The organism is Yeosuana marina (genome assembly GCF_011762485.1).
GTDB lineage: Bacteria > Bacteroidota > Bacteroidia > Flavobacteriales > Flavobacteriaceae > Yeosuana > Yeosuana marina.
Genome location: NZ_JAAKGI010000005.1, coordinates 183,986 through 209,000, shown reverse-complemented (window position 1 = coordinate 209,000; position 25,015 = coordinate 183,986). Strand labels below are relative to the sequence as shown.

Sequence of the window (25,015 nt, the reverse complement as noted above, 5' to 3'; positions counted from 1 at the left end):
GACTATTAGGAAATTAAAAAGAAGAATTACTCTAAATCTTATTCAAAAAAATATTTAATTGCAGAAATAAATAAGATAAAACAAATGAAGGCAACAAGTACCCATATACTACCTGCATAAAAACGCTTATGAAGTTTTAAATCTTTTCTGTAAGTATATGCAAGAACTATAGAAAATACAATTATAAAAATAACTGCAAAAATGATTTGACCCTTACTGAACATATCTCTATTTTTATGCAAATTTACTTAAAAGAACTTAAATTATTGATTCATGAAAAATAAAATTGAAGCTGTTAAAGCATTTCATACAGCATTTAAATTAGGACATAGAGAAACACCAAAAGCAGATTTAGGAAAAGAAAAAAACTTGTTGCGCTTTAATTTAATGAAAGAAGAAAATGAAGAATATTTTGAAGCAGCAAATCGTGATGATTTGGTTGAAGTAGCTGATGCTTTGGGCGATATGCTTTATATTTTATGCGGAACGATTATAGAGCATGGTATGCAGCATAAAATTGAAGAAGTATTTGAAGAAATTCAGCGTAGTAACATGAGTAAACTAGGAGAGGACGGAGAACCTATTTATCGCGAAGACGGAAAAGTTTTAAAGGGTCCTAACTATTTCAAACCCAATATTGCAAACATTTTAGATAAATAAAAAAGAGCAGCTAAAGGCTGCTCTTTTATTATCAATATATTATTATTCAACTTTAAATCGCCATCCAAACGGATCTTCACTTTTATTAGTTTGAATATCTGTAATCCGTTTTTTCAACAAACTAGCATAAGTACTTTCTAATTCTGGAATATCAAAATCTTCACCGTGATATCCAAAACCAGAAATAGGAGAAATAACGGCAGCTGTACCAGCTCCAAACATTTCTTTAAGCGAGCCTTCTTTAGCGGCAGCGACTACTTCGTGCACAGTAATTTTTCTAACTTCAACAGGAATACCTTCAGACTTAGCAATTTCTATAATACTTTTACGAGTAATCCCATCTAATATACGATCACTTGTTGGTCCTGTAATTAAGGTGTCATTTATTCGAATGAATATGTTCATAGCTCCAGCTTCCTCAATATATTCATGCGTATTGTCATCAGTCCAAATAACTTGCTGATATCCTTTTTCAATAGCTAATTGGGTTGGGTAAAATTGTCCAGCATAATTTCCACCAGCTTTAGCAAAACCAACGCCACCATTAGCAGAACGAGAGTATTTTTCTTCAATTAAAACTTTTACTTTTCCTGCAAAATAAGAACCAGAAGGTGCCGTTGCAATAATAAACTTATACTCATTAGCTGGAGAGGCATGAAATCCATTTCCTGAGGCAAAAATAAAAGGTCTTATGTATAGTGAACTTCCTTCTTGTTTAGGAATCCAATCGCTATCAACTTTTAATAAAGTTTTTAAACCTTCCATAAAATAACTTTCGGGTACTTCAGGAATTGCCAATCGTTTAGCCGAGATATTTAAACGTTTACAATTATCTAAAGGTCTAAATAAGTAAACATCATCTTTAGCATCTTTGTAGGCTTTCATACCTTCAAAAATAGATTGACCATAATGAAAAATTTTAGCTGAAGGATCTAAAGTAATGGGTTGATAAGGTACAACTTTAGGTGTTTGCCACTTTCCGTCTTTATAATTACATTCTAGCATGTGGTCTGAAAACACACTTCCAAAACTTAAATGTTCAAAATCTACATCGTGTATTTTTGATGTTTTCGCTTTTATGACTTCTATATCTGTTACGGCTGTATTCATTGCATTTGATTTTATAAAGAAATACCAATATGTAAGGCAGGTTCTTAATTGCTACAAATTTAAGCAAATAAGAGGTTATAAAAAAACGATTATTTAGCAAAAAAAGGTATCTTTAAAATCATTAAAATTTTAATAAATAGACATTATATTATGAAGCCTTTTTACTGTTTAATTTTGTTTGTAATTGTTCTGTTTTCTTGTAAAAATGAAAATAAATCTAAAGAGAATACTGTAGCGCCTGTTGCAGAAATCCAGTACAAATCGTTTGGAAAATCTATAATTCCTGATGATGCTATTGCAGCAAAATCAATGGCAGAACATTATAAAACAATGGCTCTAGGAGATAGTATTAATACAAAAATAATTGCCAAAGTAGATGAGGTTTGTCAGGCTAAAGGTTGTTGGATGAAAGTGAATTTGGGAAATGACGAGCAGGTCATGGTAAAATTTAAAGACTACGGATTTTTTATGCCTAAAAACATTGCTGGCGAAGAAGTGATAATTAACGGAAAAGCTTTTGTAGAAGAAGTTTCTGTTGATGAGCAAAGACATTTTGCTGAAGATGCTGGAGCGTCGCCTGATGAAATTGCAGCCATAATAGAACCCAAAAAGACGCTTTCACTTTTAGCTGATGGCGTTTTGTTAATTGAGAAGTAGATGACTAAAAGCAGGTATTATGGTATTAGGACGTTACTAAATTAAACTCCAAAAAAGCATTGAAGCGCAGAATAATAACTACAGGAGATTGTTCAAAAACCATTCAAATTGAAGATTGGAATGAACGATATCACTCTATTCATGGTGCAATACAAGAAGCTAATCATGTGTTTATAAAACACGGCTTGCTTTTTTTTATTGAAAACTTTCAAAATCGTGGACCTATTCATATTCTTGAAATAGGTTTTGGCACGGGTCTTAATACGTTTTTAACACTTTTAAAATCTGGTGAAACTAAAACTCAAATTCACTACACCGGTGTTGAAGCCTTTCCTGTTAAAGAGGAAGAAATTAGTCAACTTAATTATGTTAAGGAACTAAAGGCTAATGCTGAATTATTTTCAAAACTACACGATAGTTCTTGGGAAATACAACAAGATATTACAGATATATTTAAATTAATCAAACAGCAAAAAGAGTTTAAAGACATAGAAGATAAAGACTCATATGATATCATTTATTTTGATGCGTTTGGAGCCCGTGTTCAACCAGAATTATGGACCGAAGATATTTTTAAAAAGATGTTCGATGCCTTAAAAATTAATGGTGTTTTAGTAACCTATTCGGCCAAAGGAAGCGTAAGAAGAGCTATGCAAGCTGTTGGATTTAAGGTGGAAAAATTACCCGGCCCACCAGGCAAACGAGAAATGTTACGCGCTTTTAAAGAAGCGTAATTAAATATTTACTGTAGTAAAAGATTTAATCTACACTATAAAATACAATTTTAAAGGTATATTTTGTTAAACCTACCTTAATTGTAAACTGCATTCATAACTCATTTTGTAATTTTATGTAAAAAATAAAATGCGTGTTTTAATTACGGGTGCCACAGGATTGATAGGAAAGGAGATTGTAAAGCTATGTCATACAAAAAATATAAAAGTTAGTTTTTTAACAACAAGCAAATCTAAAATCTCTGATAGTGATATCTACCAAGGATTTTATTGGAATCCTAAAACTAATGATATTGATTTGGCATGTTTTAAAGATGTTGATGCCATTATTCATTTAGCAGGCGCAACTATTTCAAAGCGTTGGACATCAAGTTATAAAAAAGAAATAGAATCGAGCAGAATTAAACCGACCCAATTTTTAATTAATTCTCTGATTAAGAGTGATTATAAAATAAAACATGTTATTTCTGCTAGTGCTATTGGTATTTATCCCGATTCCTTATCTAATTATTATGAAGAAGAATATTCTGAAGGAGATGATACGTTTTTAAGTCAGGTTGTGAAACAGTGGGAACAAGCTGTTGATGGTTTTTCAGTACTCAATATTCCAGTTACAAAAATTAGAATAGGATTGGTGCTTTCAAAGCAGGGAGGAGCGTTACCAGAAATAATTAAGCCCATGAAGTTTGGACTAGGAGCAGCGTTTGGTTCTGGTGAGCATTGGCAATCCTGGATACACATTATGGATTTATCAAGATTGTTTGTATACGTTCTAAAAAATAATTTAAGTGGCGTATTTAATGCGGTTTCACCGAATCCTGTTACAAATCAAGAATTCACAAAGTCTTGCGGTCAAGTGTTAAATAAACCAGTATTTTTACCAAATATTCCCAAATGGTTCATGAGTCTAGTCTTAGGGCAAATGCATACCTTATTATTTTTAAGTCAGCGTGTAAGCTCTAAGAAAATAGAAGATGCTGGTTTTCAATTTAAGTTTCATCATTTAAAGCCTGCTTTAAACAATTTACTTAAATGATTTTATGAATTCATTTGAAACATTTTTAGCAGGAATAAGTTCTAATGGTTTTTTTGTAATAGATAAGAGTATTCCGCTTTCAAAATACGTTCCGATAGATTTATCTGCGAACAATAAATTACTTCAAACCGTTGATGTGTCCTTATTATTATCCTTAGAGACATTCATTAATGAACAATTATCAAGACAAAATACATTGGTTGGTTTTGGTGGTTATAATGAAACCCGAGCTATTTATCAACGAAGTACGCATTTTACCAAATCAGAAAATCAAAATAATAGAAATATTCATTTAGGGATTGATTTATGGACTTCAGCAGGCACCTCTGTTTTGGCTCCATTAAACGGAACAGTGCATAGTTTTAAAAACAATACCAATTATGGAGATTATGGACCAACCATTATTTTAAAGCATCAAATAAATGACGTTATCTTTTATACGCTTTATGGGCATTTAAGTTTGGAGTCTATAGCGAGTTTGGAAGTTGGTAAAATGTTTAGACAAGGTGAGGTGATAGGTACTTTAGGGGATGCTACAGTAAATGGTGATTATCCGCCACACTTGCATTTTCAAATCATCAAAGATATTCAAGATTACAAAGGTGATTATCCAGGTGTTTGTAGTAAAACTGATTTAGAATTTTATTTAGAGAATTGTCCAGATCCTAATTTGTTGTTGAAGTTATGATTTTTGAGGAAGTTTTGTTTGACTGTCTGTTTATAGCTAGTTGCGTTCGTTTTCACAACTAATTCAACTAGACACAAACCAAATAGAGAACCGTGTGTTCTTTTATAATTCGGTTTGTGCCATAATTATTTATATAACGTGTTCTAAAATGTTTTTTAATTCTTGTCTAAATTAGTGTTAAACCAATAATCAATGGACACTTTTTTAGTCGTTGTATTTGGTTTCTGACCATTTTCTCTACTTTTCGCACCTTGTCCCATTCCATTTCCTCTGCGACCACCACCACTTTTCATTCCTTGATTCTGACTTTGTTGTGCTCCTTTGTCAAGACGTTTTTCAATTGTATTTGTAAAAACGCCTATTTTTAATTTGGATAAATCAGTATGTTTTTTAGAAGTTATTTTGTCCATCGGAATTCTAATTGAGAATTCAAGCAATTGTTTCGAAGTTATGTATTTGTAAGTCAATGTAATATCCAAAGTATTTAGGTCTTTGTGAAATTGTTCTATGGCATCAAAATAAGCATATTCGCCTTCTTTGGATAGCTGTTCTATACTGGCTTTTAAGTCTACAGTACTTGTTTCATCTGCGTATTTACTAAGATTAGAGATTTGTTGAGGTTTTGTTGTATTTGAGGTATATGGGTACTTTACATAAACATCTTTTTTTTGTTTTCCTTGAATGTCATAATACACTGTAAGACCATTTTTAATTATCGCCATTGCGGTTTTTTTATCTGTAGTACTAATGTTTAGATACATATAATTGTCGTCTCGTACTGTTTTGTATAAAACGTTTGCTTCTGTTACTTTTGTAGTATCAGCTAAAAAACTTTTTTTATTTGAAGCAATAGAGCAAAAGTTTGAAAGTGTTATGAGTATTATTAATACATGTTTCATTCTATAATTTTTATTATGTTTTTTTTTTGATATGTAATGTTTTTTTAAAATCACTCAAATTTTGAGCATACTTACCTTTATTTATGTTAATGAATCTTATGAATACTCCTAGCTATATAGTTTTTGAGATTTTTTTATCCAGTTTGGTTTTTCTTAAAATATAAGATTTTTAAGCTGTATGATGGATTGCTAAATTATACAATAATAAAAAGCTGAAGTGTAATAAAAGTGACATAGTATTTACTTTATAAAAAAGAGATAGTGGTAAAATGTTTTGTAACTTTTATATTATATGTTTGTTTGAAAGACTTATATCAATTATTGAATTAAGTTAAATAAATTTTTTAATAAATTGTGCTTTTATGGTAATTTTAAACATAAAAAACCCGATAGAATGAACTATCAGGTCTTTTGTTTTGTTTATTGAGAAGCAAATTAATACTTGCTATTATAATCTGTTTTTAAGGGTACGAGTGAACAGTTCTAATTTAAAAGATTACGTCGTCGTTTACTCCTCGAAATGACAGTTTATATTCATCAATCTTCAACCAACACCCATTCCCCTTTATTGATTAAGGGCTCTGCTTGTTTGTATTTTACGGTTTTGCTTTCACCACTCATTACATGTTTGATGGTCACCTTATCATTTCTACCAATTTTTGGGTGATCTCTCACAATAGTTTCAACAACTTCTTGTTGACGTTGCGTATTACCAGCCGCTCTACTTTGAGCAGAACGCTCATCGAGATTAGGAATTTCATCTTTTTGAGTTTTTAACTTCTCATTTTTTCTAACCTGTCTGGCTTCTTGAATCGTATTTTGTGTTTCAGTTGGCAATTCACCTTTAAATAAGAACGAAATCACATCTTTATTTACTTGGTCAATCATGTCTTTGAACAATTCAAAAGCTTCAAACTTGTAAATTAACAAAGGGTCTTTTTGCTCATGAACTGCCAATTGAACTGATTGTTTCAACTCATCCATTTTTCGTAAATGCGTTTTCCAAGCATCATCTATAATGGCAAGTGTTATGTTCTTTTCAAAATCTGTAATTAATTGTTTACCTTGTGTTTCGTAAGCTTTTTCAAGATCGGTAACCACTTGTAATGTTTTATTACCATCTGTAAACGGAACGACAATACGTTTAAATTTATCTCGTTGCGTTTCGTAGACGTTTTTAATAACAGGAAACGCCATGTCTGCATTACGAAGCATCTTATCTTTATAATGATCAAAGGCAGCTACATAAATTTTAGAGGTAATTTCTTGAGCAGATAGTTTTCCAAAGTCAGCCTCAGAAATAGGAGACGGCATAGAAAAATATCTAATTAATTCATACTCAAAGTTTTTAAAATCATTGGCACCTTTATTAGACTCACAAATAATTTCAGAAGTATCGTAAATCATATTGGCTAAATCGACACGAAGACGTTCACCAAATAAGGCATGGTGACGACGTTTATAAACAACCTCACGTTGTGCATTCATAACATCATCATACTCCAATAAACGTTTACGAACACCAAAGTTGTTTTCTTCTACTTTTTTCTGAGCACGTTCAATAGATTTTGAAATCATGGAATGTTGAATTACTTCACCTTCTTGTAATCCCATTCTATCCATCATTTTAGCGATACGCTCACTACCAAATAAACGCATTAAGTTGTCTTCAAGTGACACGTAAAATTGAGAGCTTCCCGGATCTCCTTGACGACCAGCACGACCACGTAACTGTCTGTCAACACGACGAGAATCATGACGTTCTGTACCTACAATCGCTAAACCACCAGCTTTTTTTACTTCGTCTGAAAGCTTAATGTCGGTACCACGACCCGCCATATTGGTAGCAATAGTTATCTGACCTGAATTACCTGCTTCGGCTACAATTTCAGCTTCTTTTTTATGTTGTTTGGCGTTTAATACATTGTGTGATAATTTTCTAATGCTCAACATTTTTCCTAAAAGCTCACTAATTTCAACCGATGTTGTACCAATTAAAACGGGGCGACCTGCTTCAGCTAGTTTGGTTACATCATCAATAACCGCATTATATTTTTCACGTTTTGTTTTATAAACCAAGTCTTCTCTATCATCACGAGCAATAGGTCTGTTAGTAGGAATTTCGACAACATCCAATTTGTAAATTTCCCAAAACTCTCCAGCTTCTGTAACCGCAGTACCAGTCATACCAGATAGTTTACGGTACATTCTAAAATAATTTTGAAGAGTTACTGTTGCAAAGGTTTGTGTTGCATCTTCAATTTTTACATTTTCTTTAGCTTCAATGGCTTGATGTAACCCATCGCTATACCGTCTACCATCCATAATACGTCCTGTTTGCTCATCAACAATCATAACTTTATTGTCGATAACAACATACTGCGTATCTTTTTCAAAAAGCGCATAGGCTTTTAATAATTGGTTAAGGGTATGTATTCGTTCAGATTTTATACCAAAATCTTTATATAATTCTTCTTTTAATTTAGCTTCTTCTTCAAGCGGAAGTTTTTGTTTTTCAATTTTAGCAATCTCCAAACCTATTTCAGGCATCACGAAAAAGTTAGGATCATCTTTACCAGAAAGATATTCAACACCTTTATCAGTTAATTCAACTTGATTATTTTTTTCATCAATTACATAGTACAATTCGGCATCAACCTTTGGCATTTCGCGGTTGTTATCTTGCATGTAATAATTTTCAGTTTTTTGAAGAAGCATTTTAACTCCTTCTTCACTTAAAAACTTGATTAAAGCTTTGTTTTTAGGAATACCACGATACACACGAAGTAATTTTAAACCACCTTCTTTGGTGTCTCCTTCAGAAATTAATTTTTTGGCTTCTGCTAAAACACCTGTTAAATATTTACGTTGCACACTGGCAATATCATCTACTTTAGGTTTTAACTCATTAAATTCATGACGTTCTCCTTGCGGAATTGGCCCAGAAATAATTAATGGTGTACGCGCATCATCAACTAATACAGAATCTACCTCATCTACAATGGCGTAATGGTGCGGACGTTGTACTAAATCATCAGGCGAATGTGCCATGTTATCACGTAAATAATCAAAACCAAATTCATTGTTTGTACCGTAAGTAATATCAGCATTATATGCTTTTTTACGAGCATCAGAATTTGGTTGGTGATGGTCTATACAATCTATGGTTAAGCCGTGAAATTGAAAAATAGGAGCCATCCAAGCACTATCACGTTTTGCTAAGTAATCATTCACTGTTACTAAATGAACCCCTTTTCCAGAAAGTGCATTTAAATACACAGGTAGGGTTGCAACCAATGTTTTACCTTCACCTGTTTGCATCTCAGCAATTTTGCCCTGGTGCATAGCAATACCTCCAATAAGTTGCACGTCGTAGTGAACCATATCCCAGGTAATTGGTTTTCCAGCAGCATCCCAGGAATTGGCCCATATAGCATGCTCTCCATCAAGTGTTACGTAGTCCTTTGTTCCAGATAATTCTCTGTCGTAAGTGCTAGCAGAAACCTTAATTTCGGTATTGTTTACAAACCGTTTTGTAGTTTCTTTTACTACGGCAAAAGCTTCAGGTAAAATCGTGTTTAACACATCTTCAGTTACCGTATACGCTTCATCTTTTAATTTGTCAATCTCTTGATAAATATCTTCACGCTTATCAATATCTTCTGTTGCTTCTGCCTCAACAAGTAGAGATTCAATTTTTTCGTCTATGGGTTTGTTGGCTTCTGCAATAGTGGCTTTAAACTCTAAAGTTTTAGCTCTTAGCTCATCGTGCGATAAAGCTTCTAAAGCTTTTTCAAATGTTTTAATTTGTTCTACAATAGGCATAATAGCCTTAACATCTTGTTTTGATTTGTCACCGACAAATACTTTTAGTACTGAATTTAAAAAACTCATGAGTAAAATATGTTATGTTAACACTCAGACTAAGCTTAGTGTGAATTATTTTTTATTAGTAATGTACTTATTTAAAAAAGCGTTCAAATATACATTTTGTTATTATGTTATATAAATATAGGGCACAAAAAAAGTCTCTTATCGAGACTTTTTAACTTTTCTTTATGCTTTATTAATATTCATCTTCATTCCAAAGATAATCATCATCAGTAGGATAGTCAGACCAAATTTCTTCAATTGAATCGTAAGAGTCTCCTTCATCTTCAATTGATTGTAAATTTTCAACAACTTCTAAAGGTGCACCAGTTCTGATGGCGTAATCTATTAACTCGTCTTTAGTTGCAGGCCAAGGCGCATCGCTCAAATAAGATGCTAATTCTAATGTCCAATACATTGTATATTCGTTTTAATTTTTTGCAAAAATAAATTTTTAGTTTAAACAGACAAGGAAAAAATGAATTATTTAATTATTATTTTTAAGAACGTATTTTTTAAAAATGTAAGCAATTGAAATTCAGGTGTTTGTTTTTTTTAGCGTTACCACAAGGGTCGGGCTTTACGTTACAATCTTTTTAAAATGTCATTGCGAAGGTAATTTATAATTTCCTGTGGCAATCTCTTCAATTTGATGAGATTACTTCGTCGTACCTCCTCGTAATGACGACTTATTTACCAATGTTTTAAAAAGGATTTTCACTGCAATCCCTAACGCAAATAACGTTTTCTATACATCAATTGTTAGTACGAGAAACTTTTTGATGTGGTAATCCTTTTGTTATAAACTCCAATTAAAAAGATTACTTCGTCCTTCGTCCTCGTAATGACGTATTTCAATTAATGTTTCGAAACTAAACTATTTCTTCAAAGGAATCATTTTTATTCCTTCTCGAAACGAAACTATCTCTTCAAAGCCTACTGCTTCTCAGGAATCCATTTAATTTCATTTGCTTGCAAGTCATTGGACAACTTTCGTGCCAACACAAAAAGGTAGTCAGAAAGACGGTTTAAGTACATTAAAGTATTCGGGTCAATAGGAGAGATGGCATTGAGTTCTGACACTAAACGTTCCGCACGTCTACATACACAGCGCGCAATGTGACAGAATGACACCGTTTGGTGACCGCCAGGTAATACAAAATGTGTCATTGGTGGTAAGGCATCATTCATCGTATCCATTTCATGCTCTAGGCGCTCAATATCGTTTGAAGAAATTTTGGGGATGTTTAAACGTTCTTTGCCATTTTTTAAGATACTTTTCTCAGGATCTGTTGCCAAAATTGCACCAACAGTAAATAATCTATCTTGAATATGGATGAGTAACTCTTTATAATGTTGATTAATTTCTTGATCGCGAATTAATCCTAAGTATGAATTTAACTCATCAACGGTTCCATAACTTTCAATACGTATATGATGTTTCGGTACGCGCGTGCCTCCAAATAGAGCAGTGGTTCCTTGATCTCCTGTCTTTGTGTAGATTTTCATGCGCCAAAGGTAAAAGTAAAAAGTAAAAGGTAAAAGTTTTGAAGGTAGTTTTATACCTCCTAGCTAGTTATTTTTTGTATCACTACTAATCATACCGTCAATTAATCTGATGATTCTTTCTGCATGTTCAGCGACATCCTCTTCATGAGTGACCATAATAACCGTGTTACCTGCTTTATGAATATCATCAAATAGATTCAGAATTTCCAAAGAGGTTTTCGAATCTAAATTACCTGTAGGCTCATCAGCTAAAATGATAGATGGTTTGTTAACTAAAGCACGACCAACAGCTACACGCTGGCGTTGTCCTCCAGACAATTGATTAGGTTTGTGATCCATACGATCCGACAGTCCTACATCCTTTAATACTTCAGTTGCACGTTTGTCACGTTCGCTTTTTGAAACACCTGCGTACACCATAGGCAAGGCTACATTATCAAGCGCTGTAGTACGCGGTAATAAGTTAAAGGTTTGAAATACAAATCCGATTTCGGTATTTCTTATATCTGCCAATTCATCATCAGACATTTTACTAACATCTTTACCGTTTAACACATAAGTACCAGCGGTGGGTGTATCTAAACAACCAATAAGATTCATAAGGGTGGATTTTCCAGAACCAGAAGGCCCCATAATAGCGACATATTCGCCTCGCTCAATATCTAAATCGATGCCTTTTAATACGTGAACTGTTTCCTGACCCAATTTAAAGTCGCGAATAATATTTCTAATTTTTATAACGTTACTCATAGTTACTTTTCTGTATTATCTGACGCTGTTACTGCAAAGTTGTTACACTCTTATTTTAAAATGTTCTTTGTGTTGCTCTTTTCTAAAAAATACAAAACCCCAATAAAATGTATCAATAGTTACAGTTACTTGAGGATGTTCTTTAATGACTTCCCAAGCTTCAGTCATTTCTTTTGACCAGTAAATATCGTCAAAAATAAAGACAGAATCATTATGAATGGTTGGTAAAAGTGTGTTAAAATAATTTAAAGTTGCTGTCTTAGTGTGATTGCCGTCAAAGAAAATGAAATCAAATGAGTTGTTAGTCAAATTACTAAGCGCATCTTTAAAATCACCCGTCATAAAATTAATGGGTTTCATTATATTGTTTAAAAAATTAGCTTTTGTAAACGCTGCTAAATTAGGGCAACCTTCAATACTTATAATGGTTGCTTTAGGATTTCCTAAGCGCATGGCCTGAGATGCGATACCCAAAGACGTTCCTAGTTCTAAAATATGTTTACTGTTAAAATAATGCACCAATCTAAATAATAGTTTGGCTCTTTGCAAGGGTGTCCCTGCATGTTTTGCCATTTTAGAAACAGCGCGCGCAGTTGATTTTATTTTGCTAGAACCAACACCCAAATCAGTTACAGCAATAGTCGATTTGTTTTTTAAGAGGCTTCTTCTATAGGCTATAATGTTTTTGTATTCTGTGTAACTTGTGTTATCGTAAAAGCATTTTGTTACTAAATTATACACAAAAGGGGAATGAACACCATGTTGGTTGGTAGACTTTAAAAAGAACTTAATATATTGAATAATTTGATACAACATAAGTTCAATGTCAGGTCTAGCGCAGTCGAGACCTTGAGTTATGATTACTGTTTAAACAAACCTCTCGACTGCGCTCGAGGGGACTAAACTGCTTCTTTTTAATTGAATACTGCAAAACTAATCACTCTTCCAATTTCGATGAGAGTTCAAACCAGCGTTCTTCTTTGGCATCTATCTCATCAATGATTTTTTGAAGCTCTTCAGAAAGTTTTAAAATTTTATCTTGTGGTAAATCTGGATTATTAAACTTGCTTTCCAACTCCTTTTTATCAAAAGCAAGCGACTTTAATTTGCTTTCAATGTTTTTGAGTTCCTTTTCCTCATTATAAGATAGCTTATTAGTATCTGTTTTTTTCCAGGTGTTTTTTTCTTTTTTGTCTTCTGAAGCAATAGAAATAATGGGCTGACTATCTTCGTACACTCTAAAATCTGTATAGTTTCCAGGGAAATCCTCAACTATACCATCTCCTCTAAATACAAATAAATGATCGACCACTTTATCCATGAAATACCGATCATGAGATACTACAATAACGCAACCAGGAAAATCCATTAAAAAGCTTTCGAGCACGTTTAGGGTGACAATGTCTAAATCGTTGGTAGGTTCATCTAGAATTAAAAAATTAGGATTCTGAATAAGCACTGTGCATAAATACAGACGTTTACGTTCACCGCCACTTAGTTTTTCAACAAAGTCATATTGTTTTTTTCTGCTAAATAAAAAGCGCTCTAAAAGTTGTTGCGCACTAATTTGACGTCCTTTTTTAAGGGGAATATAATCCCCGAACTCACGAATCACATCAATTACTTTTTGTTCAGGTTTTATTTTGATACCGTCTTGGGTATAATAACCAAATTTAACCGTTTCGCCCAAAACAACTTTTCCAGAATCTGGTTTGATTGTTTGGGTTAGCAAATTAAGAAAGGTTGTTTTTCCAGTACCGTTTTTGCCAATAATTCCGGTTCGTTCTCCTTTTTGGAACATATAATTAAAACCATCTAGAATCACTTTGTCTTTAAATGCTTTGGATACGTTATGAAGTTCAATGATTTTAGTTCCCAGACGCTCCATATTCAATTCCAGTTGTACCTCATGATCGTTTCTGCGTTGGCCAGCACGATGCTTGATATCTTGAAAATCGTCTATTCTGGACTTCGATTTGGTGGTTCTGGCCTTAGGTTGTCTGCGCATCCATTCCAACTCTTTTTTGAAGAGCTGTTTGGCTTTGCCTGTTTCTACAGACTCTTGTTCAATGCGGGCTTCTCGTTTTTCTAGGTAATATGAATAATTTCCTTTATAGCTATACAATTCACCTTCATCCAATTCAATAATTTCATTACACACACGTTCTAAAAAATATCGGTCGTGTGTTACCATAAACAGCGTAATGTTTTCTTTTGCAAAAAAAGCTTCCAACCATTCAATCATTTCTAAATCCAAATGATTAGTAGGTTCATCTAGAATCAATAAATCTGGTTTGTTAATTAGCGCATTGGCAAGCGATAAGCGTTTTTTTTGTCCGCCAGAAAGGGTATTCACTTTTTGATCTAAATTCTCAAGTTTTAATTTAAACAGAATTTGTTTGTACAAGGTTTCAAAATCCCAAGCCTGATGACGTTCCATGGCTTCAAACGCTTTTTGATACGCGTCTGTGTCTTCTGGGTTTAAAAGTGATTTTTCATAATTTAAAATGACTTTTAAAATGGGATTATCACTAGCAAAAATAGTTTCTTCAACTGTTAATGCGGGATCCAGTTTGGGATCTTGTGGTAAAAATGAAACAGCAATTCCTTTTCGATAGGTAACCGTACCAGAATCAGGTTCATCATCACCAGAAATAATATTGAGGATAGAGGTTTTTCCTGTACCATTTTTAGCTACAAAGGCTATTTTTTGGTCTTTATGGACGCTAAACGAAATATTTTCAAAAAGCGATAGCTCTCCGTAAGATTTCGATATATTTTCAACAGTTAAATAGTTCAAGATAATTTTTTTTGCAAAGAACGTGCAAATTACCAAAATTTATGCGATTAGTTTTTATATTCCTAGTGAAAAGCTATATTTGTCTTTAAACAGTGTACCCAGCATGAAACGATTGATTTTTTTTATTTGTATAGCAATTTCTATCTTCTTTTCTTCGTGTATTACAAATAAAGATTTGGTCTATCTTCAAGATAAAGGGACTGTGGTTAATGATTCGCTAATTTTGAGTGAAACTTCCAAGCCATATCGGGTGCAGGTTAATGATATCTTAAGTATTAAGGTGAAAGCATTGGATGAAGAACTGACTGCTATTTTTAATCCTGTAGAAACTAACGGGACGAATGTTGCTCAGCAAGGTCAAGCACAACTTTATTTTAATGGGTTTACGGTAGATTTACATGGTAATATTAAATTCCCCATTTTAGGAGATATCAATGTGTTAGGTTTTACTATTGAGCAAATTGAAGATAAAGTAAAAAGTGAATTATTAAAGCAATATTTTAAACAAACAGCAGAGCTTTTTGTAACGGTTAAATTAGCAGGATTGCGTTATACAGTTACAGGTGAAGTTAAGTCTTCAGGGGTTTTAACCTTGTATCAAGACCGCGTTAATATTATTGAGGCCTTGGCAAATGCTGGCGATATTAAAAATACGGGAGATAGAACTGATGTGTTGGTGATACGACAATATCCACAAGGGCAAAAAATTCATCATATAGATTTAACGGATAAGGCTGCGATGCAATCGCCGTTTTATTACATTCAACCTAATGATATGATTTTGGTAAAACCATTAAAGCGTAAAGCGCTTGGAGCAGGAGAAACAGCGACCCAAACCTTAACAACTATAGCGTCTATATTTTCTGTACTGGTCTCTACTTATTTTTTAACTCGAAATCTTTAAATACCGAAGCTATGATTGAAGAATTTGAAGTTTCCGAGTCGTCATCCTCTAGTTTTGATATTAAAAAGTTTTTATTCAGAGCGTTGAGTTACTGGAAATGGTTTTTGGTATTATTAGCCATTGGTATTTTCTTGGTATACCAAAAAAACATTCGTGAAGAGTTTTCGTATCGGTTAGGAACCAAAATTTCTGTTGAAGATGATAGTAATCCATTATTCACTTCAACACAAAGTTTAACCTTTAACTGGGGAGGCGTTACCGCAAAAGTTCAAACTATGATTGTAACGCTTAAGTCGCGTACGCATCATGAAAAGGTAGTTGATAGATTAGAGTTTTACAAAAGTTATTTAAAACAAGGGCGCTTTAGAAAGCAAGACATTTATAAGGCAGCACCTTTTAGGTTTGATCATGATTATGAGTTTCCGCAATTGATTAATATTCCCATAAAGATTACGTTTTTAGATGCCGATTCGTATGAATTAGACGTAGACTTTCTAAGCTCCACTGCAAAGGCTCAAAATTATATGACCAAAGACGTCTCGAGTATTGATGTCCCGATGGGTATTTTTAAAAAGCAGTTTAAATTAGGAGATTCTATAAACCTTCCTTTTTTAAAAGGCGTTTTGAAGCTGGCAGACCATAGAAAGGCAGTTCCAGGTGAGGAATATTTTATTCAGTTTAGCGATTTTGATAGTGTCGTATCTAGCTATCAAGGACGAACCAGTGTTACCAATACCAGTAGTTCTCCCATTTTGGATATTACGCTTATCGATAAAAACACAGAAAAAATAGTTGATTATTTAAATACGATGGTGACTATTTTAAGTGAAGATCAGCTTAATAGAAAAAATCAATACGCTACCAACGCCATTACTTTTATTGATGAGCAAATTGCCAGAGTTAAAAATGAATTATCTGATAATGCAGAAGCTCTTAATGATTACAGAAAAAAGACAAAAATTTACAGTTTAGATAGTGAAAGCGAAACACTCAATGACAAGCTAACCAAATTAGATGCTGAAAAAGAATCTATTAACCGACAACTCAGTTACTACTCTAGCCTTAAAAACTATTTATTAACCAGTAGTACCTTTACAGAGATTCCAGCGCCCTCTATAGCAGGTATTGATGATGGTAATATTTTGAATAATGTATCCAAAATTAATGAATTGTCTGTACAGAAATCAAAATTGCAGTATTCGGTGCGAAGTGATGCCTCTGTTTTTAATGATTTAAACCGACAAATAGAAGGTTTAAAAAATGTGTTGCAGGAAAACATTAGTGCTGCTAGTAATGGGTTGAGGCGCGAATTACAAACGGTCAATAATGCCTTGAGCAACGTTGAAAGTCAATTCAGTAAATTACCTGAAGACCAGCAAAAACTCATTACTATAGAGCGACAATATTCTTTAAGTGAACAAACCTATAACGTGTTTTTAGCTAAACGCGGAGAGGCTGAAATTATAAAGGCATCCAATGTATCTGATATCCTTATTATTGACCCAGCAAAAAATACAGGAGCCACCGTTTTAGGTAGAAATTTAAATGTACGTTATGTATTTGCGCTTTTTGCAGCCCTGTTAATTCCGTTATTGATAGCTTTTGTTTTAACCTTTTTAGATAACAGCATTCATAGTCCTGTTGATATCGAACAATTATCATCGATTCCGTTGTTAGGCGTTATAGGTAAAAATAATTTAGATGATAATTTAGTCGTTCATAGAAAACCAAAATCGGCTGTTGCAGAAGCGTTTCGGGCTATTCGGTCTAATTTACAATATTACTATCGATCACATGATTTAGAAGGCGCTAAAACCTTGCTAGTCACCTCGTCCGTTAGTGGAGAAGGAAAAACATTTTGTTCTATAAACGTAGCCACCGTATTTGCCTTAAGTGGAAAAAAAACTATTTTGTTAGGTTTAGATTTAAGAAAGCCTAAAATTTTTGGAGATTTTCAGATTAAAAATGATATTGGAGTTGTTAATTATTTAATTGGCCAAGAATCGTTAGAGGCCATTATTCAAAAAACAGATATTGACCATTTAGACGTGATTACATCTGGACCAGTACCACCAAATCCTTCTGAATTATTGATTAATGAACGACTTGGTGAACTGATTCGTGTTTTAAAAACACAGTATGATTATATTATTTTAGACACACCTCCTATAGGATTGGTTGCTGACGCCTTAGAACTTTTAGATTATGTGGATGTCTCTTTATATGTCGTTAGACAAGATTATACCAAAAAAGGCATGCTTAATTTTATTAACGAAAAGTATAAAACCAAGCAGATTAAAAATATCAGTTTAGTCTATAATGGCTATGATCAAAAAGCTAAATATGGTTATGGATACGGATACGGCTATGGGTATGGCTATGGGTATGGAAACTATGCCAATGGGTACCATGAAGATGATCGTAAAAACAAAAGTTTTTTCAAACGTGTAAAATCCATTTTAGGTCTCCGTTCGGCTCGATTTAAATAATTGTTTTTTTATTTATTTTTTTGTGTTCATCAATGAGTATTCCATAATGGGTGATTGCATACCAGGTTATTTCTGTTGTTTTTGTCGTTTTTTGTAGTATTTGTTACTTTTTACACTATCTGTATATTTAACAGTCTCATACTTTATCCATACAGTATCCATACTGTATCTACGGAGTATCTATACTTGTAGATATGAGAAGTTAGAAGTGAGAGGTGAGAGGTGAGAGGTGCGGTTTAGTATTCATAATGATGCTCAAAAAATAGCAATGTTGACGCAACATAACGTCACTGCGAGGAGGTACGACGTGGCAGTCTTTTTTTTCTATTGGTTATTTTCTTTTTAATTAAAAAGTCGAGTGGGTTATACCTCATTAAACACCTCTAATCATTGAAAACTGTAGAAAAATGTGTTTATTTGTATAGGTAATTTTTATAGACAACTAAGTACATTGAATACACCGTCAGAAGATTCTAATTGGCTTTATACAATTTCACCCAAAAAAAGTGTTATCAATCTTAATTTTAAGGAGATTTGGTACTACCGAGATTTGTTATTGCTGTTTGTTAAACGCGATGTTATTACGCTTTATAAACAAACTATATTAGGACCCTTATGGTATTTTATTCAACCCTTATTTACATCGGTTATTTTCACCTTAGTTTTTAATAATATAGCTGATATTAAAACAGGTAATGGCGTACCGTCTTTTTTATTCAATCTGGCAGGTATCACCGCCTGGAATTATTTTAGTGCCTGTTTGAATGGCACGAGTGATACCTTTAAGCAAAACCAGGGTATTTTTGGAAAAGTCTATTTTCCCAGGGTCATTATGCCTATGTCGACTGTGTTATCTAACTTAATCAAGTTTGGAATTCAGTTTTTGGTCTTCATCTGTTTTTATATCTATTTTGTGTTTTTTACGGATGTCGCATTTAATACGTTTCCAACAGTTGGTATAATATGGTTACCGTTGGTGGTATTCATTATGGCATTTTTAGGTTTGGGTTTTGGTATGATGATATCTTCCATGACCACTAAATACCGCGATTTAACCTTTTTAGTAGGTTTTGGTGTGCAATTATTGATGTATGGGTCTGCCGTGATGTATCCGTTGTCATTAATACAGGACAAAGTAAGTCAAGGTAAACTGCCTGATTGGGTGGGGGCATTTATAGAATACAATCCTATGACGACTATTATAGAATTATTTAGACATATAACGTTGGGTGTTGGTACGTTTTCAGTTTCTAAATTAGTATATGCTACACTAGTTAGTATTATGGTTTTTTTATTAGGTCTGATAGTTTTTAATAAAACGGAAAAAACGTTTATAGATACCGTTTAATATGAGCGATACAATACTAAAAGTTGAAAATATTTCAAAGCAATATCGACTAGGATTGGTAGGAACGGGTACGATCAGTCATGATTTAAATCGTTGGTGGTATCGCGTGCGAGGAAAAGAAGACCCCTATTTAAAAATTGGGGAAGCCAACGACCGAAGTACCAAAGGAACCTCCGATTATGTTTGGGCCTTACGCGATATAAATTTTGAAGTGCAACGCGGTGAAGTGTTGGGTATAATTGGTAAAAATGGCGCAGGAAAATCTACGTTGCTCAAAATACTATCGAAAGTTACTAGTCCAACGACAGGTGAAATTAAAACAAAAGGGCGTATTGCTTCGTTATTGGAGGTAGGAACCGGTTTTCATGGTGAAATGACAGGGCGTGAAAACATCTATTTAAATGGCGCTATTTTAGGAATGACCAAAAGAGAAATCAGGTCTAAAATAGATGAGATTATAGAGTTTTCGGGTTGCGAACGGTATATAGACACCCCCGTTAAGCGTTATAGTTCAGGGATGACGGTGCGATTAGCCTTTGCAGTAGCAGCTTTTTTAGAACCCGAAATTTTAGTGATTGATGAGGTATTGGCGGTTGGAGATGCCGAGTTTCAAAAAAAAGCCATTGGGAAGATGCAGGATATTAGCAGAGGTGAGGGGCGAACGGTTTTGTTTGTGAGTCATAATATGGATGCAATTGCCACTTTAACCACAAGACTTATTGTTCTAAATAATGGAAAAATTAGCTTTGAAGGTTCTCCAGAACTAGGTATTAAAGAATATTTAAAAACTGATGTTATAGGTTCATATTATCAATATAAAGGTGAGATTGATAAGCCGAAAATTACTAAAATAGAAATAAACACAAGTCTTCCAGGAAATATACATGAGTTTGGTAAAGAAATTAAATTTGTTTTTAATGTTCAATTACCTTTTGATGTTGAAAATCTTGCATTATCTTTTCAAATTTTAGACGAATCAGACATTCCTATAACTCATTTATGGATAATAGATTCAGAAAATAATATTAAAAGAGACGTTGGTAAATATATTTTTAAATGTAAAATTGAAGACCCTAAATTATACATGGGTAACTATACCATTCGTGCTTATTTATCTGAATCGAAAACAAAAGAAAGATTTGACTATTTAGACTCAGTATGTAATTTTAAAATTCAAATGATGAAAACAGAACGACAAGACTATAACTGGCATAAAGGGACTTGTAAATATATTGAAGAAAGTAGTTGGACTGTTTTGAAAGAAATTTAGAGATGATAAAAAAAATTAGAAAAATAATTTATAATAGATTTTTTAAAGAATATAAAAAAAAACCGGTGTCCAGTGCTGTAATCAATTATTCGGATATACAGATCGATGAGAAACGGATTATAGATGAAGTAGCTGAATTTACGTTGACTAATCCTGAGCGAATAGTTAGCTTGATTAGAGCCGTAAAGCATATTGAAAAGTATGGGATTGAAGGTGATATTGTTGAATGTGGTGTTTGGAAAGGAGGAAGTGTGATGGCTGCTTTGAAATCACTTGAATCCTTGAAAAATTTTACACGAGATATATATCTATATGATACTTTTGAGGGCATGAGTGAACCTACAGAAGTAGATAAATCGGTAAGAGGCGAATCTGCAACAAAAGCTTTTTTTAATAAAGATGAAATTTGGAACAGAATTGAATGTTTTTCTACTTTAAATGAAGTTGAAAATAATATTTCAAAAATTAACTATCCAAACGAAAAAATCCATTTTATTAAAGGAAAAGTTGAAGATACCATTCCAAATGTTAAAATCCCTGAAAGAATAGCAATACTTAGATTAGATACTGATTGGTATGAATCTACCAAGCATGAAATGGAACATTTATTTCCAAGACTTGTTAAAGGGGGTATCATTATAATTGATGACTATGGACACTGGCAAGGTTGTAAACAAGCAGTTGATGAGTATTTGTCTGAAAACAAAATAGAATTGTTTTTGCAAAGAATAGATTACACCTGTAGAATAGGAGTGAAAATTCAATAAGTCACAAATGAATAATTTCACAGATATTAAGTTAAAAAGGAATAATTTAGATATATATGTTATTCGTAAAGCTATTTTGAATTCAATAACGGAGAACATTTATAGATTTACAGGAGATCTTTTAGATATAGGCTGCGGAAAAATGCCGTATAGAGATTATGTATTAAAGCACTCGAAGGTTAAAAGCTATGTTGGACTTGATATAGAAATGGCCTTAGAATATGATGCATCTGTAAAGCCTGATTTTACTTGGGATGGTGAAACTATGCCTTTCGAAAATGAAAGTTTTGATTGTGCTCTTGGCACCGAGGTATTGGAGCATTGTCCAGAACCAGCAATTATTTTAAAGGAGGTTTATAGAGTTTTAAAACCTGAAGGTATTTTCTTTTTTACAGTGCCTTTTTTATGGAATTTACATGAAGTCCCAAACGATGAATATCGATATACGCCTTTTTCTTTGGAGCGTCATTTAAAAAATGCTGGATTTAATGAAATTGAAATAAAAGCTACTGGCGGTTGGCATGCTTCTATGGCACAAATGTTGGGTTTATGGGCAAGGCGAAGCCCAATGTCTAAGAAGAAACGAAAATATTTATCAGTAGCGTTAAAGCCTATTATTAATTATTTAATGAAAAAGGACAAAAGTAGTCAAGTTTCTTTCAAAGAAGGACAAATGATTACAGGACTATATGGAACTGCCAAAAAATGAATTATAAAAAATGAATATAGCCATCTTTTCTCCAAGCAAAAACCCATATTCAGAAACCTTTATTCAGGCGCATAAAAATTATTTAAAAGGGAACGTATTTTATTATTTTGGAAGTGGTAGCCAGATTCAACTTGAAGATCATGCTCGATTGATGCCATTATTACGCTATAAAATTTTAAGGGTGTTCGCTAAATTATTTGGGAAACCAAGCTCCTATTTATGGCAAGAACAAGTGCTATATAGTTTAAAAGTTAATAGCATTGACACTATTTTAGTTGAATACGGAACCCATGCTTATCATTTAAAGCAAGTTTTGATCGATTCAGGCTTGCCAGTGGCAGTTCATTTTCATGGTTATGACGCGAGTATTAAAAGTGTTATCAAATCATGCAACTTTTATAAAGGGGTTTTTGAGTATGCAAATAAAATAATTGCAGTTTCCAGAGTTATGGAAACTGCATTAATAGGTTTAGGCTGTCCCAAAGACAAATTAGTTTATAACGTTTACGGCCCACAAAAAATATTTGAAACTATTATTCCTCAATTCTCAAAAAAGCAATTTTTAGCCGTTGGACGTTTTACTAATAAAAAAGCACCTTATTATACCATACTCGCATTTAAAGAGGTTGTAAAAATTTATCCAGAGGCTCGTTTATTAATGGCGGGTGATGGGCCTTTGTTGAGTACTTGTAAAAACTTGGTTAAACATTATAATCTTAGCGAGTATGTCAAGTTTTTAGGCGTAATTACTCCGGAAGTTTATTGTGATTTATTAAAAGAATCTTTAACTTTCGTTCAACACTCAATCACTGCGGAAGACGGGGATATGGAAGGGACTCCCTTGTCTATTTTAGAAGCGAGTGCTGCTGGGCTTCCGGTAATATCAACCAATCATGCCGGAATTCCTGATGTGATTGTTCATAACGAAACTGGTTTATTGTGTGATGAACATGATGTTCATGAAATGTCTAATAACATGTTAAAGGTTTTGGAGGATTTAGAAATGGCAAAACGTTTAGGGCGATCAGGAAAGGATCGTATTCAAACCTATTTTACTTTAGATAGGCATATCAGTGCTTTACAGACTGTTTTAGACCCTGAAGCTAGTTCATGTCAACAAATTTTAGGTTAGTATAACAAATTTCGGTTTTTAGTCAAAAACAAAAAAACGGAAGCTATTGCCTCCGTTTTCTCTTTTTAAAGATGGCTCTAAAGAATTTCAATCAGTTGCAAAGCATTATATGCCCCGTTATTGAGTGGATATTGAATCTCGTTAATATCTTGAAAAAATGTCACTTTTAAAAAATAAAAACTTTGTCCGGTTCCTGTAGCTGGTTCTTGAGGCGTTAAGTTAATGGTAGATGAAATACTATTTAACAGCAGGTTTGTTACCGGGCTTACTTGTAAATCTGCCATATCACTCGATAAATCTAAATTTAAAAAAGCACAACTCATGCTAACATGTGTGGCACTCTCTGGTATGGCAAGCTGTTGATTTGGAATGAAATTTGAAATACTCACTTCTCCTGTTGCGGTGTCAAGTGTGTAGCTGGCTTTTAATACGGAATTAAGATTCGCTCTTTTATTAAAATTAAATCCTTTGAGTAAGCTTTTTTCTTGAGCAGTTGCTAGCCCAATAGCGACATTACGTTGGCCACGTACAGAGGTAAGATCTTCGTTTATTACCTTGCTTAGAACTTGCGTTAAGCGTGATGATGTTCGACTGTCTTTGGCATCTGCCAAAATACCGTGAATAGCCTTTCTTAATTGTTTTCCGCTGGTTGCTGTACTTCCAAATTCAGAAAGATTTTCGCGGGTTCTTGCAAATGCAGGGTCTTTTAAAATGCGGTTTTTGCTTACGCCGCCTTTACTACGGATAAAATATCCGTTTTCTCCTTTGTAAAAGGTCACTTCACCTAGTGTACCTTCTACGTTAAATAATGACTTGTATTTGGCCATTTTAATTGTGTGTTGTGTATGGCTTTTAGTTTTTAGCCATACTGGTTAAACTTAAATTTTTAAGGTTCAATTGATTTGTAGGTCCCTGATTTAATATTAGGTTTCTACTCTGAATCAATTTCACTTCTTATTAACACTACAATACTAGTCATGATTTTTTGCTATTTTTTTGATGACTTCCAGATTTAGGGATTGATTTCCTGATAGTTATGTTTTTTTATCTTAATAGGGTTTTCGGTGTCTGTTTTTTCCGTTTAGTTCTGTGGTTTAGCTGTAAACGATTAATTTTTAAGTATTTATGTTTTTTAATGCCGTAGATTTGTTGAGGGTTTAGTGGAAATAGGATTCGTATAGAGTATCTATAGGGTAAGTGTAGGGTATCTATATTGATGATTCGCTTGGCAAATACAATTTGTATTATGGATTTTAGGAGGCTCTAAGACTATTTTAAATAGATTATTTTATTAAAAATATTTAGGAAAAGTTGTGTCCTTTTGTATAAAACTAAGGTTGTTTACATTTGATTTAGAACAAGAAAAGGCGTTTTAAAATTGTTTAAAGCTTTTTTTAAATGTTAATAAGTCTGTTTTTTAACAGTTACATTTAGAGCTATCTTTGTAAGTCGCTGATATTAAGCTATGCGGTTATATTTATATAGAGAACATATAGAACAATTGAACGAGGTGAGCGATAAAGTTGCCCTAAAGATCATGAAAGAGATTAGGGAGGAATATAACTTACCTGTAACTCGCTATATTAGTATTAAAGCATATTGTGATTATTTTAGACAGGACAGAGAAGATGTCTGGAAATTTTTAAATAGTAAAAAGGCGAGTTAGTTTTTGATTTGTTTATG

Annotated in this window: 22 protein-coding genes; 13 read left to right on the top strand and 9 right to left on the bottom strand. The window is 33.2% G+C overall.

Annotated elements, in window-relative coordinates; genetic code table 11:
• Window positions 1-273: 273 nt before the first annotated feature.
• On the top strand, window positions 274-660 hold the full coding sequence (locus G5V56_RS08165; RefSeq protein WP_166963707.1) for a pyrophosphohydrolase domain-containing protein: 387 nt from the start codon (window positions 274-276) through the stop codon (window positions 658-660).
• 42 nt (window positions 661-702) lie between these two features.
• Here the strand turns inward: G5V56_RS08165 and G5V56_RS08160 are convergent, their stop codons facing one another.
• A complete protein-coding gene (locus tag G5V56_RS08160) occupies window positions 703-1,770 on the bottom strand; it encodes a branched-chain amino acid aminotransferase (protein WP_166963704.1) in 1,068 nt (355 codons plus the stop codon).
• Window positions 1,771-1,920: 150 nt separating this feature from the next.
• On the opposite strand from G5V56_RS08160, the gene G5V56_RS08155 reads away from it, so the two are divergent.
• The 4 genes from G5V56_RS08155 (at window position 1,921) to G5V56_RS08140 (ending at window position 4,885) form a co-directional block, all read left to right on the top strand.
• Window positions 1,921-2,427 (top strand): DUF4920 domain-containing protein, encoded by a 507-nt coding sequence (locus tag G5V56_RS08155; protein ID WP_166963702.1) that lies wholly within the window; start codon window positions 1,921-1,923, stop codon window positions 2,425-2,427.
• Between the two features lie 59 nt (window positions 2,428-2,486).
• Window positions 2,487-3,161 carry a tRNA (5-methylaminomethyl-2-thiouridine)(34)-methyltransferase MnmD gene (mnmD, locus tag G5V56_RS08150; RefSeq protein WP_166963700.1) on the top strand — a complete coding sequence of 225 codons (675 nt, stop codon included), beginning with the start codon at window positions 2,487-2,489 and terminating at the stop codon, window positions 3,159-3,161.
• A 130-nt stretch (window positions 3,162-3,291) separates the two neighbouring features.
• Complete coding sequence (locus tag G5V56_RS08145; RefSeq protein ID WP_166963698.1) at window positions 3,292-4,197, top strand: TIGR01777 family oxidoreductase; 906 nt, start codon at window positions 3,292-3,294, stop codon at window positions 4,195-4,197.
• Window positions 4,198-4,201: 4 nt separating this feature from the next.
• Window positions 4,202-4,885, top strand: coding sequence for a peptidoglycan DD-metalloendopeptidase family protein (locus G5V56_RS08140; RefSeq protein WP_166963696.1), 684 nt, complete (start codon window positions 4,202-4,204; stop codon window positions 4,883-4,885).
• 155 nt (window positions 4,886-5,040) lie between these two features.
• Here the strand turns inward: G5V56_RS08140 and G5V56_RS08135 are convergent, their stop codons facing one another.
• The 7 genes from G5V56_RS08135 to G5V56_RS08105 form a co-directional block, all read right to left on the bottom strand.
• Window positions 5,041-5,784: a hypothetical protein gene (locus tag G5V56_RS08135; protein ID WP_166963694.1), complete on the bottom strand. Its 744-nt coding sequence runs from the start codon at window positions 5,782-5,784 to the stop codon at window positions 5,041-5,043.
• A 537-nt stretch (window positions 5,785-6,321) separates the two neighbouring features.
• On the bottom strand, window positions 6,322-9,678 hold the full coding sequence (gene secA / locus G5V56_RS08130) for a preprotein translocase subunit SecA (RefSeq protein WP_166963692.1): 3,357 nt from the start codon (window positions 9,676-9,678) through the stop codon (window positions 6,322-6,324).
• A 172-nt stretch (window positions 9,679-9,850) separates the two neighbouring features.
• The gene (locus tag G5V56_RS08125) at window positions 9,851-10,072 is read right to left on the bottom strand and encodes a DUF2795 domain-containing protein (protein WP_166963690.1); all 222 of its coding nucleotides are present in this window, start codon (window positions 10,070-10,072) and stop codon (window positions 9,851-9,853) included.
• A 518-nt stretch (window positions 10,073-10,590) separates the two neighbouring features.
• Window positions 10,591-11,163: a cob(I)yrinic acid a,c-diamide adenosyltransferase gene (locus tag G5V56_RS08120; protein WP_166963688.1), complete on the bottom strand. Its 573-nt coding sequence runs from the start codon at window positions 11,161-11,163 to the stop codon at window positions 10,591-10,593.
• Window positions 11,164-11,226: 63 nt separating this feature from the next.
• Window positions 11,227-11,913: an ABC transporter ATP-binding protein gene (locus G5V56_RS08115; RefSeq protein WP_166963686.1), complete on the bottom strand. Its 687-nt coding sequence runs from the start codon at window positions 11,911-11,913 to the stop codon at window positions 11,227-11,229.
• Between the two features lie 42 nt (window positions 11,914-11,955).
• Entirely contained in the window at window positions 11,956-12,729 is a 774-nt protein-coding gene (locus tag G5V56_RS08110) for an O-methyltransferase (RefSeq protein WP_166963684.1), read from the bottom strand.
• Window positions 12,730-12,850: 121 nt separating this feature from the next.
• Complete coding sequence (locus G5V56_RS08105) at window positions 12,851-14,713, bottom strand: ABC-F family ATP-binding cassette domain-containing protein (RefSeq protein WP_166963682.1); 1,863 nt, start codon at window positions 14,711-14,713, stop codon at window positions 12,851-12,853.
• A 103-nt stretch (window positions 14,714-14,816) separates the two neighbouring features.
• Here G5V56_RS08105 and G5V56_RS08100 point away from each other — a divergent pair, with 103 nt between their 5' ends.
• From G5V56_RS08100 to G5V56_RS08070, 7 genes are all read left to right on the top strand, one after another.
• Window positions 14,817-15,617: a polysaccharide biosynthesis/export family protein gene (locus G5V56_RS08100; RefSeq protein ID WP_166963681.1), complete on the top strand. Its 801-nt coding sequence runs from the start codon at window positions 14,817-14,819 to the stop codon at window positions 15,615-15,617.
• 11 nt (window positions 15,618-15,628) lie between these two features.
• Window positions 15,629-18,106, top strand: coding sequence for a GumC family protein (locus tag G5V56_RS08095; RefSeq protein ID WP_166963679.1), 2,478 nt, complete (start codon window positions 15,629-15,631; stop codon window positions 18,104-18,106).
• Window positions 18,107-18,557: 451 nt separating this feature from the next.
• Window positions 18,558-19,454, top strand: coding sequence for an ABC transporter permease (locus G5V56_RS08090; protein ID WP_166963677.1), 897 nt, complete (start codon window positions 18,558-18,560; stop codon window positions 19,452-19,454).
• A 1-nt stretch (window position 19,455) separates the two neighbouring features.
• Window positions 19,456-20,724 carry an ABC transporter ATP-binding protein gene (locus G5V56_RS08085; RefSeq protein ID WP_166963675.1) on the top strand — a complete coding sequence of 423 codons (1,269 nt, stop codon included), beginning with the start codon at window positions 19,456-19,458 and terminating at the stop codon, window positions 20,722-20,724.
• Between the two features lie 2 nt (window positions 20,725-20,726).
• Window positions 20,727-21,491 (top strand): TylF/MycF/NovP-related O-methyltransferase, encoded by a 765-nt coding sequence (locus G5V56_RS08080; protein ID WP_166963673.1) that lies wholly within the window; start codon window positions 20,727-20,729, stop codon window positions 21,489-21,491.
• A gap of 7 nt (window positions 21,492-21,498) precedes the next feature.
• On the top strand, window positions 21,499-22,200 hold the full coding sequence (locus G5V56_RS08075; RefSeq protein ID WP_166963671.1) for a class I SAM-dependent methyltransferase: 702 nt from the start codon (window positions 21,499-21,501) through the stop codon (window positions 22,198-22,200).
• A 10-nt stretch (window positions 22,201-22,210) separates the two neighbouring features.
• Window positions 22,211-23,332 carry a glycosyltransferase gene (locus G5V56_RS08070; protein ID WP_166963669.1) on the top strand — a complete coding sequence of 374 codons (1,122 nt, stop codon included), beginning with the start codon at window positions 22,211-22,213 and terminating at the stop codon, window positions 23,330-23,332.
• A gap of 77 nt (window positions 23,333-23,409) precedes the next feature.
• Here G5V56_RS08070 and G5V56_RS08065 read toward each other — a convergent pair whose 3' ends face one another.
• Window positions 23,410-24,159, bottom strand: coding sequence for a hypothetical protein (locus G5V56_RS08065; protein WP_166963667.1), 750 nt, complete (start codon window positions 24,157-24,159; stop codon window positions 23,410-23,412).
• Window positions 24,160-24,797: 638 nt separating this feature from the next.
• Here G5V56_RS08065 and G5V56_RS08060 point away from each other — a divergent pair.
• A complete protein-coding gene (locus G5V56_RS08060) occupies window positions 24,798-24,998 on the top strand; it encodes a hypothetical protein (protein WP_166963665.1) in 201 nt (66 codons plus the stop codon).
• The last annotated feature ends 17 nt before the right edge of the window (window positions 24,999-25,015 follow it).

What these genes read in the sequence shown, in the direction of transcription:
- G5V56_RS08165 (WP_166963707.1), top strand. Translation starts at nt 274, where the DNA reads ATGAAAAATAAAATTGAAGCTGTTAAAGCATTTCATACAGCATTTAAA.
- G5V56_RS08160 (WP_166963704.1), bottom strand. Translation starts at nt 1,770, where the DNA reads ATGAATACAGCCGTAACAGATATAGAAGTCATAAAAGCGAAAACATCA.
- G5V56_RS08155 (WP_166963702.1), top strand. Translation starts at nt 1,921, where the DNA reads ATGAAGCCTTTTTACTGTTTAATTTTGTTTGTAATTGTTCTGTTTTCT.
- G5V56_RS08145 (WP_166963698.1), top strand. Translation starts at nt 3,292, where the DNA reads ATGCGTGTTTTAATTACGGGTGCCACAGGATTGATAGGAAAGGAGATT.
- G5V56_RS08140 (WP_166963696.1), top strand. Translation starts at nt 4,202, where the DNA reads ATGAATTCATTTGAAACATTTTTAGCAGGAATAAGTTCTAATGGTTTT.
- G5V56_RS08135 (WP_166963694.1), bottom strand. Translation starts at nt 5,784, where the DNA reads ATGAAACATGTATTAATAATACTCATAACACTTTCAAACTTTTGCTCT.
- secA (WP_166963692.1), bottom strand. Translation starts at nt 9,678, where the DNA reads ATGAGTTTTTTAAATTCAGTACTAAAAGTATTTGTCGGTGACAAATCA.
- G5V56_RS08125 (WP_166963690.1), bottom strand. Translation starts at nt 10,072, where the DNA reads ATGTATTGGACATTAGAATTAGCATCTTATTTGAGCGATGCGCCTTGG.
- G5V56_RS08120 (WP_166963688.1), bottom strand. Translation starts at nt 11,163, where the DNA reads ATGAAAATCTACACAAAGACAGGAGATCAAGGAACCACTGCTCTATTT.
- G5V56_RS08115 (WP_166963686.1), bottom strand. Translation starts at nt 11,913, where the DNA reads ATGAGTAACGTTATAAAAATTAGAAATATTATTCGCGACTTTAAATTG.
- G5V56_RS08110 (WP_166963684.1), bottom strand. Translation starts at nt 12,729, where the DNA reads ATGTTGTATCAAATTATTCAATATATTAAGTTCTTTTTAAAGTCTACC.
- G5V56_RS08100 (WP_166963681.1), top strand. Translation starts at nt 14,817, where the DNA reads ATGAAACGATTGATTTTTTTTATTTGTATAGCAATTTCTATCTTCTTT.
- G5V56_RS08095 (WP_166963679.1), top strand. Translation starts at nt 15,629, where the DNA reads ATGATTGAAGAATTTGAAGTTTCCGAGTCGTCATCCTCTAGTTTTGAT.
- G5V56_RS08085 (WP_166963675.1), top strand. Translation starts at nt 19,456, where the DNA reads ATGAGCGATACAATACTAAAAGTTGAAAATATTTCAAAGCAATATCGA.
- G5V56_RS08080 (WP_166963673.1), top strand. Translation starts at nt 20,727, where the DNA reads ATGATAAAAAAAATTAGAAAAATAATTTATAATAGATTTTTTAAAGAA.
- G5V56_RS08075 (WP_166963671.1), top strand. Translation starts at nt 21,499, where the DNA reads ATGAATAATTTCACAGATATTAAGTTAAAAAGGAATAATTTAGATATA.
- G5V56_RS08070 (WP_166963669.1), top strand. Translation starts at nt 22,211, where the DNA reads ATGAATATAGCCATCTTTTCTCCAAGCAAAAACCCATATTCAGAAACC.
- G5V56_RS08065 (WP_166963667.1), bottom strand. Translation starts at nt 24,159, where the DNA reads ATGGCCAAATACAAGTCATTATTTAACGTAGAAGGTACACTAGGTGAA.
- G5V56_RS08060 (WP_166963665.1), top strand. Translation starts at nt 24,798, where the DNA reads ATGCGGTTATATTTATATAGAGAACATATAGAACAATTGAACGAGGTG.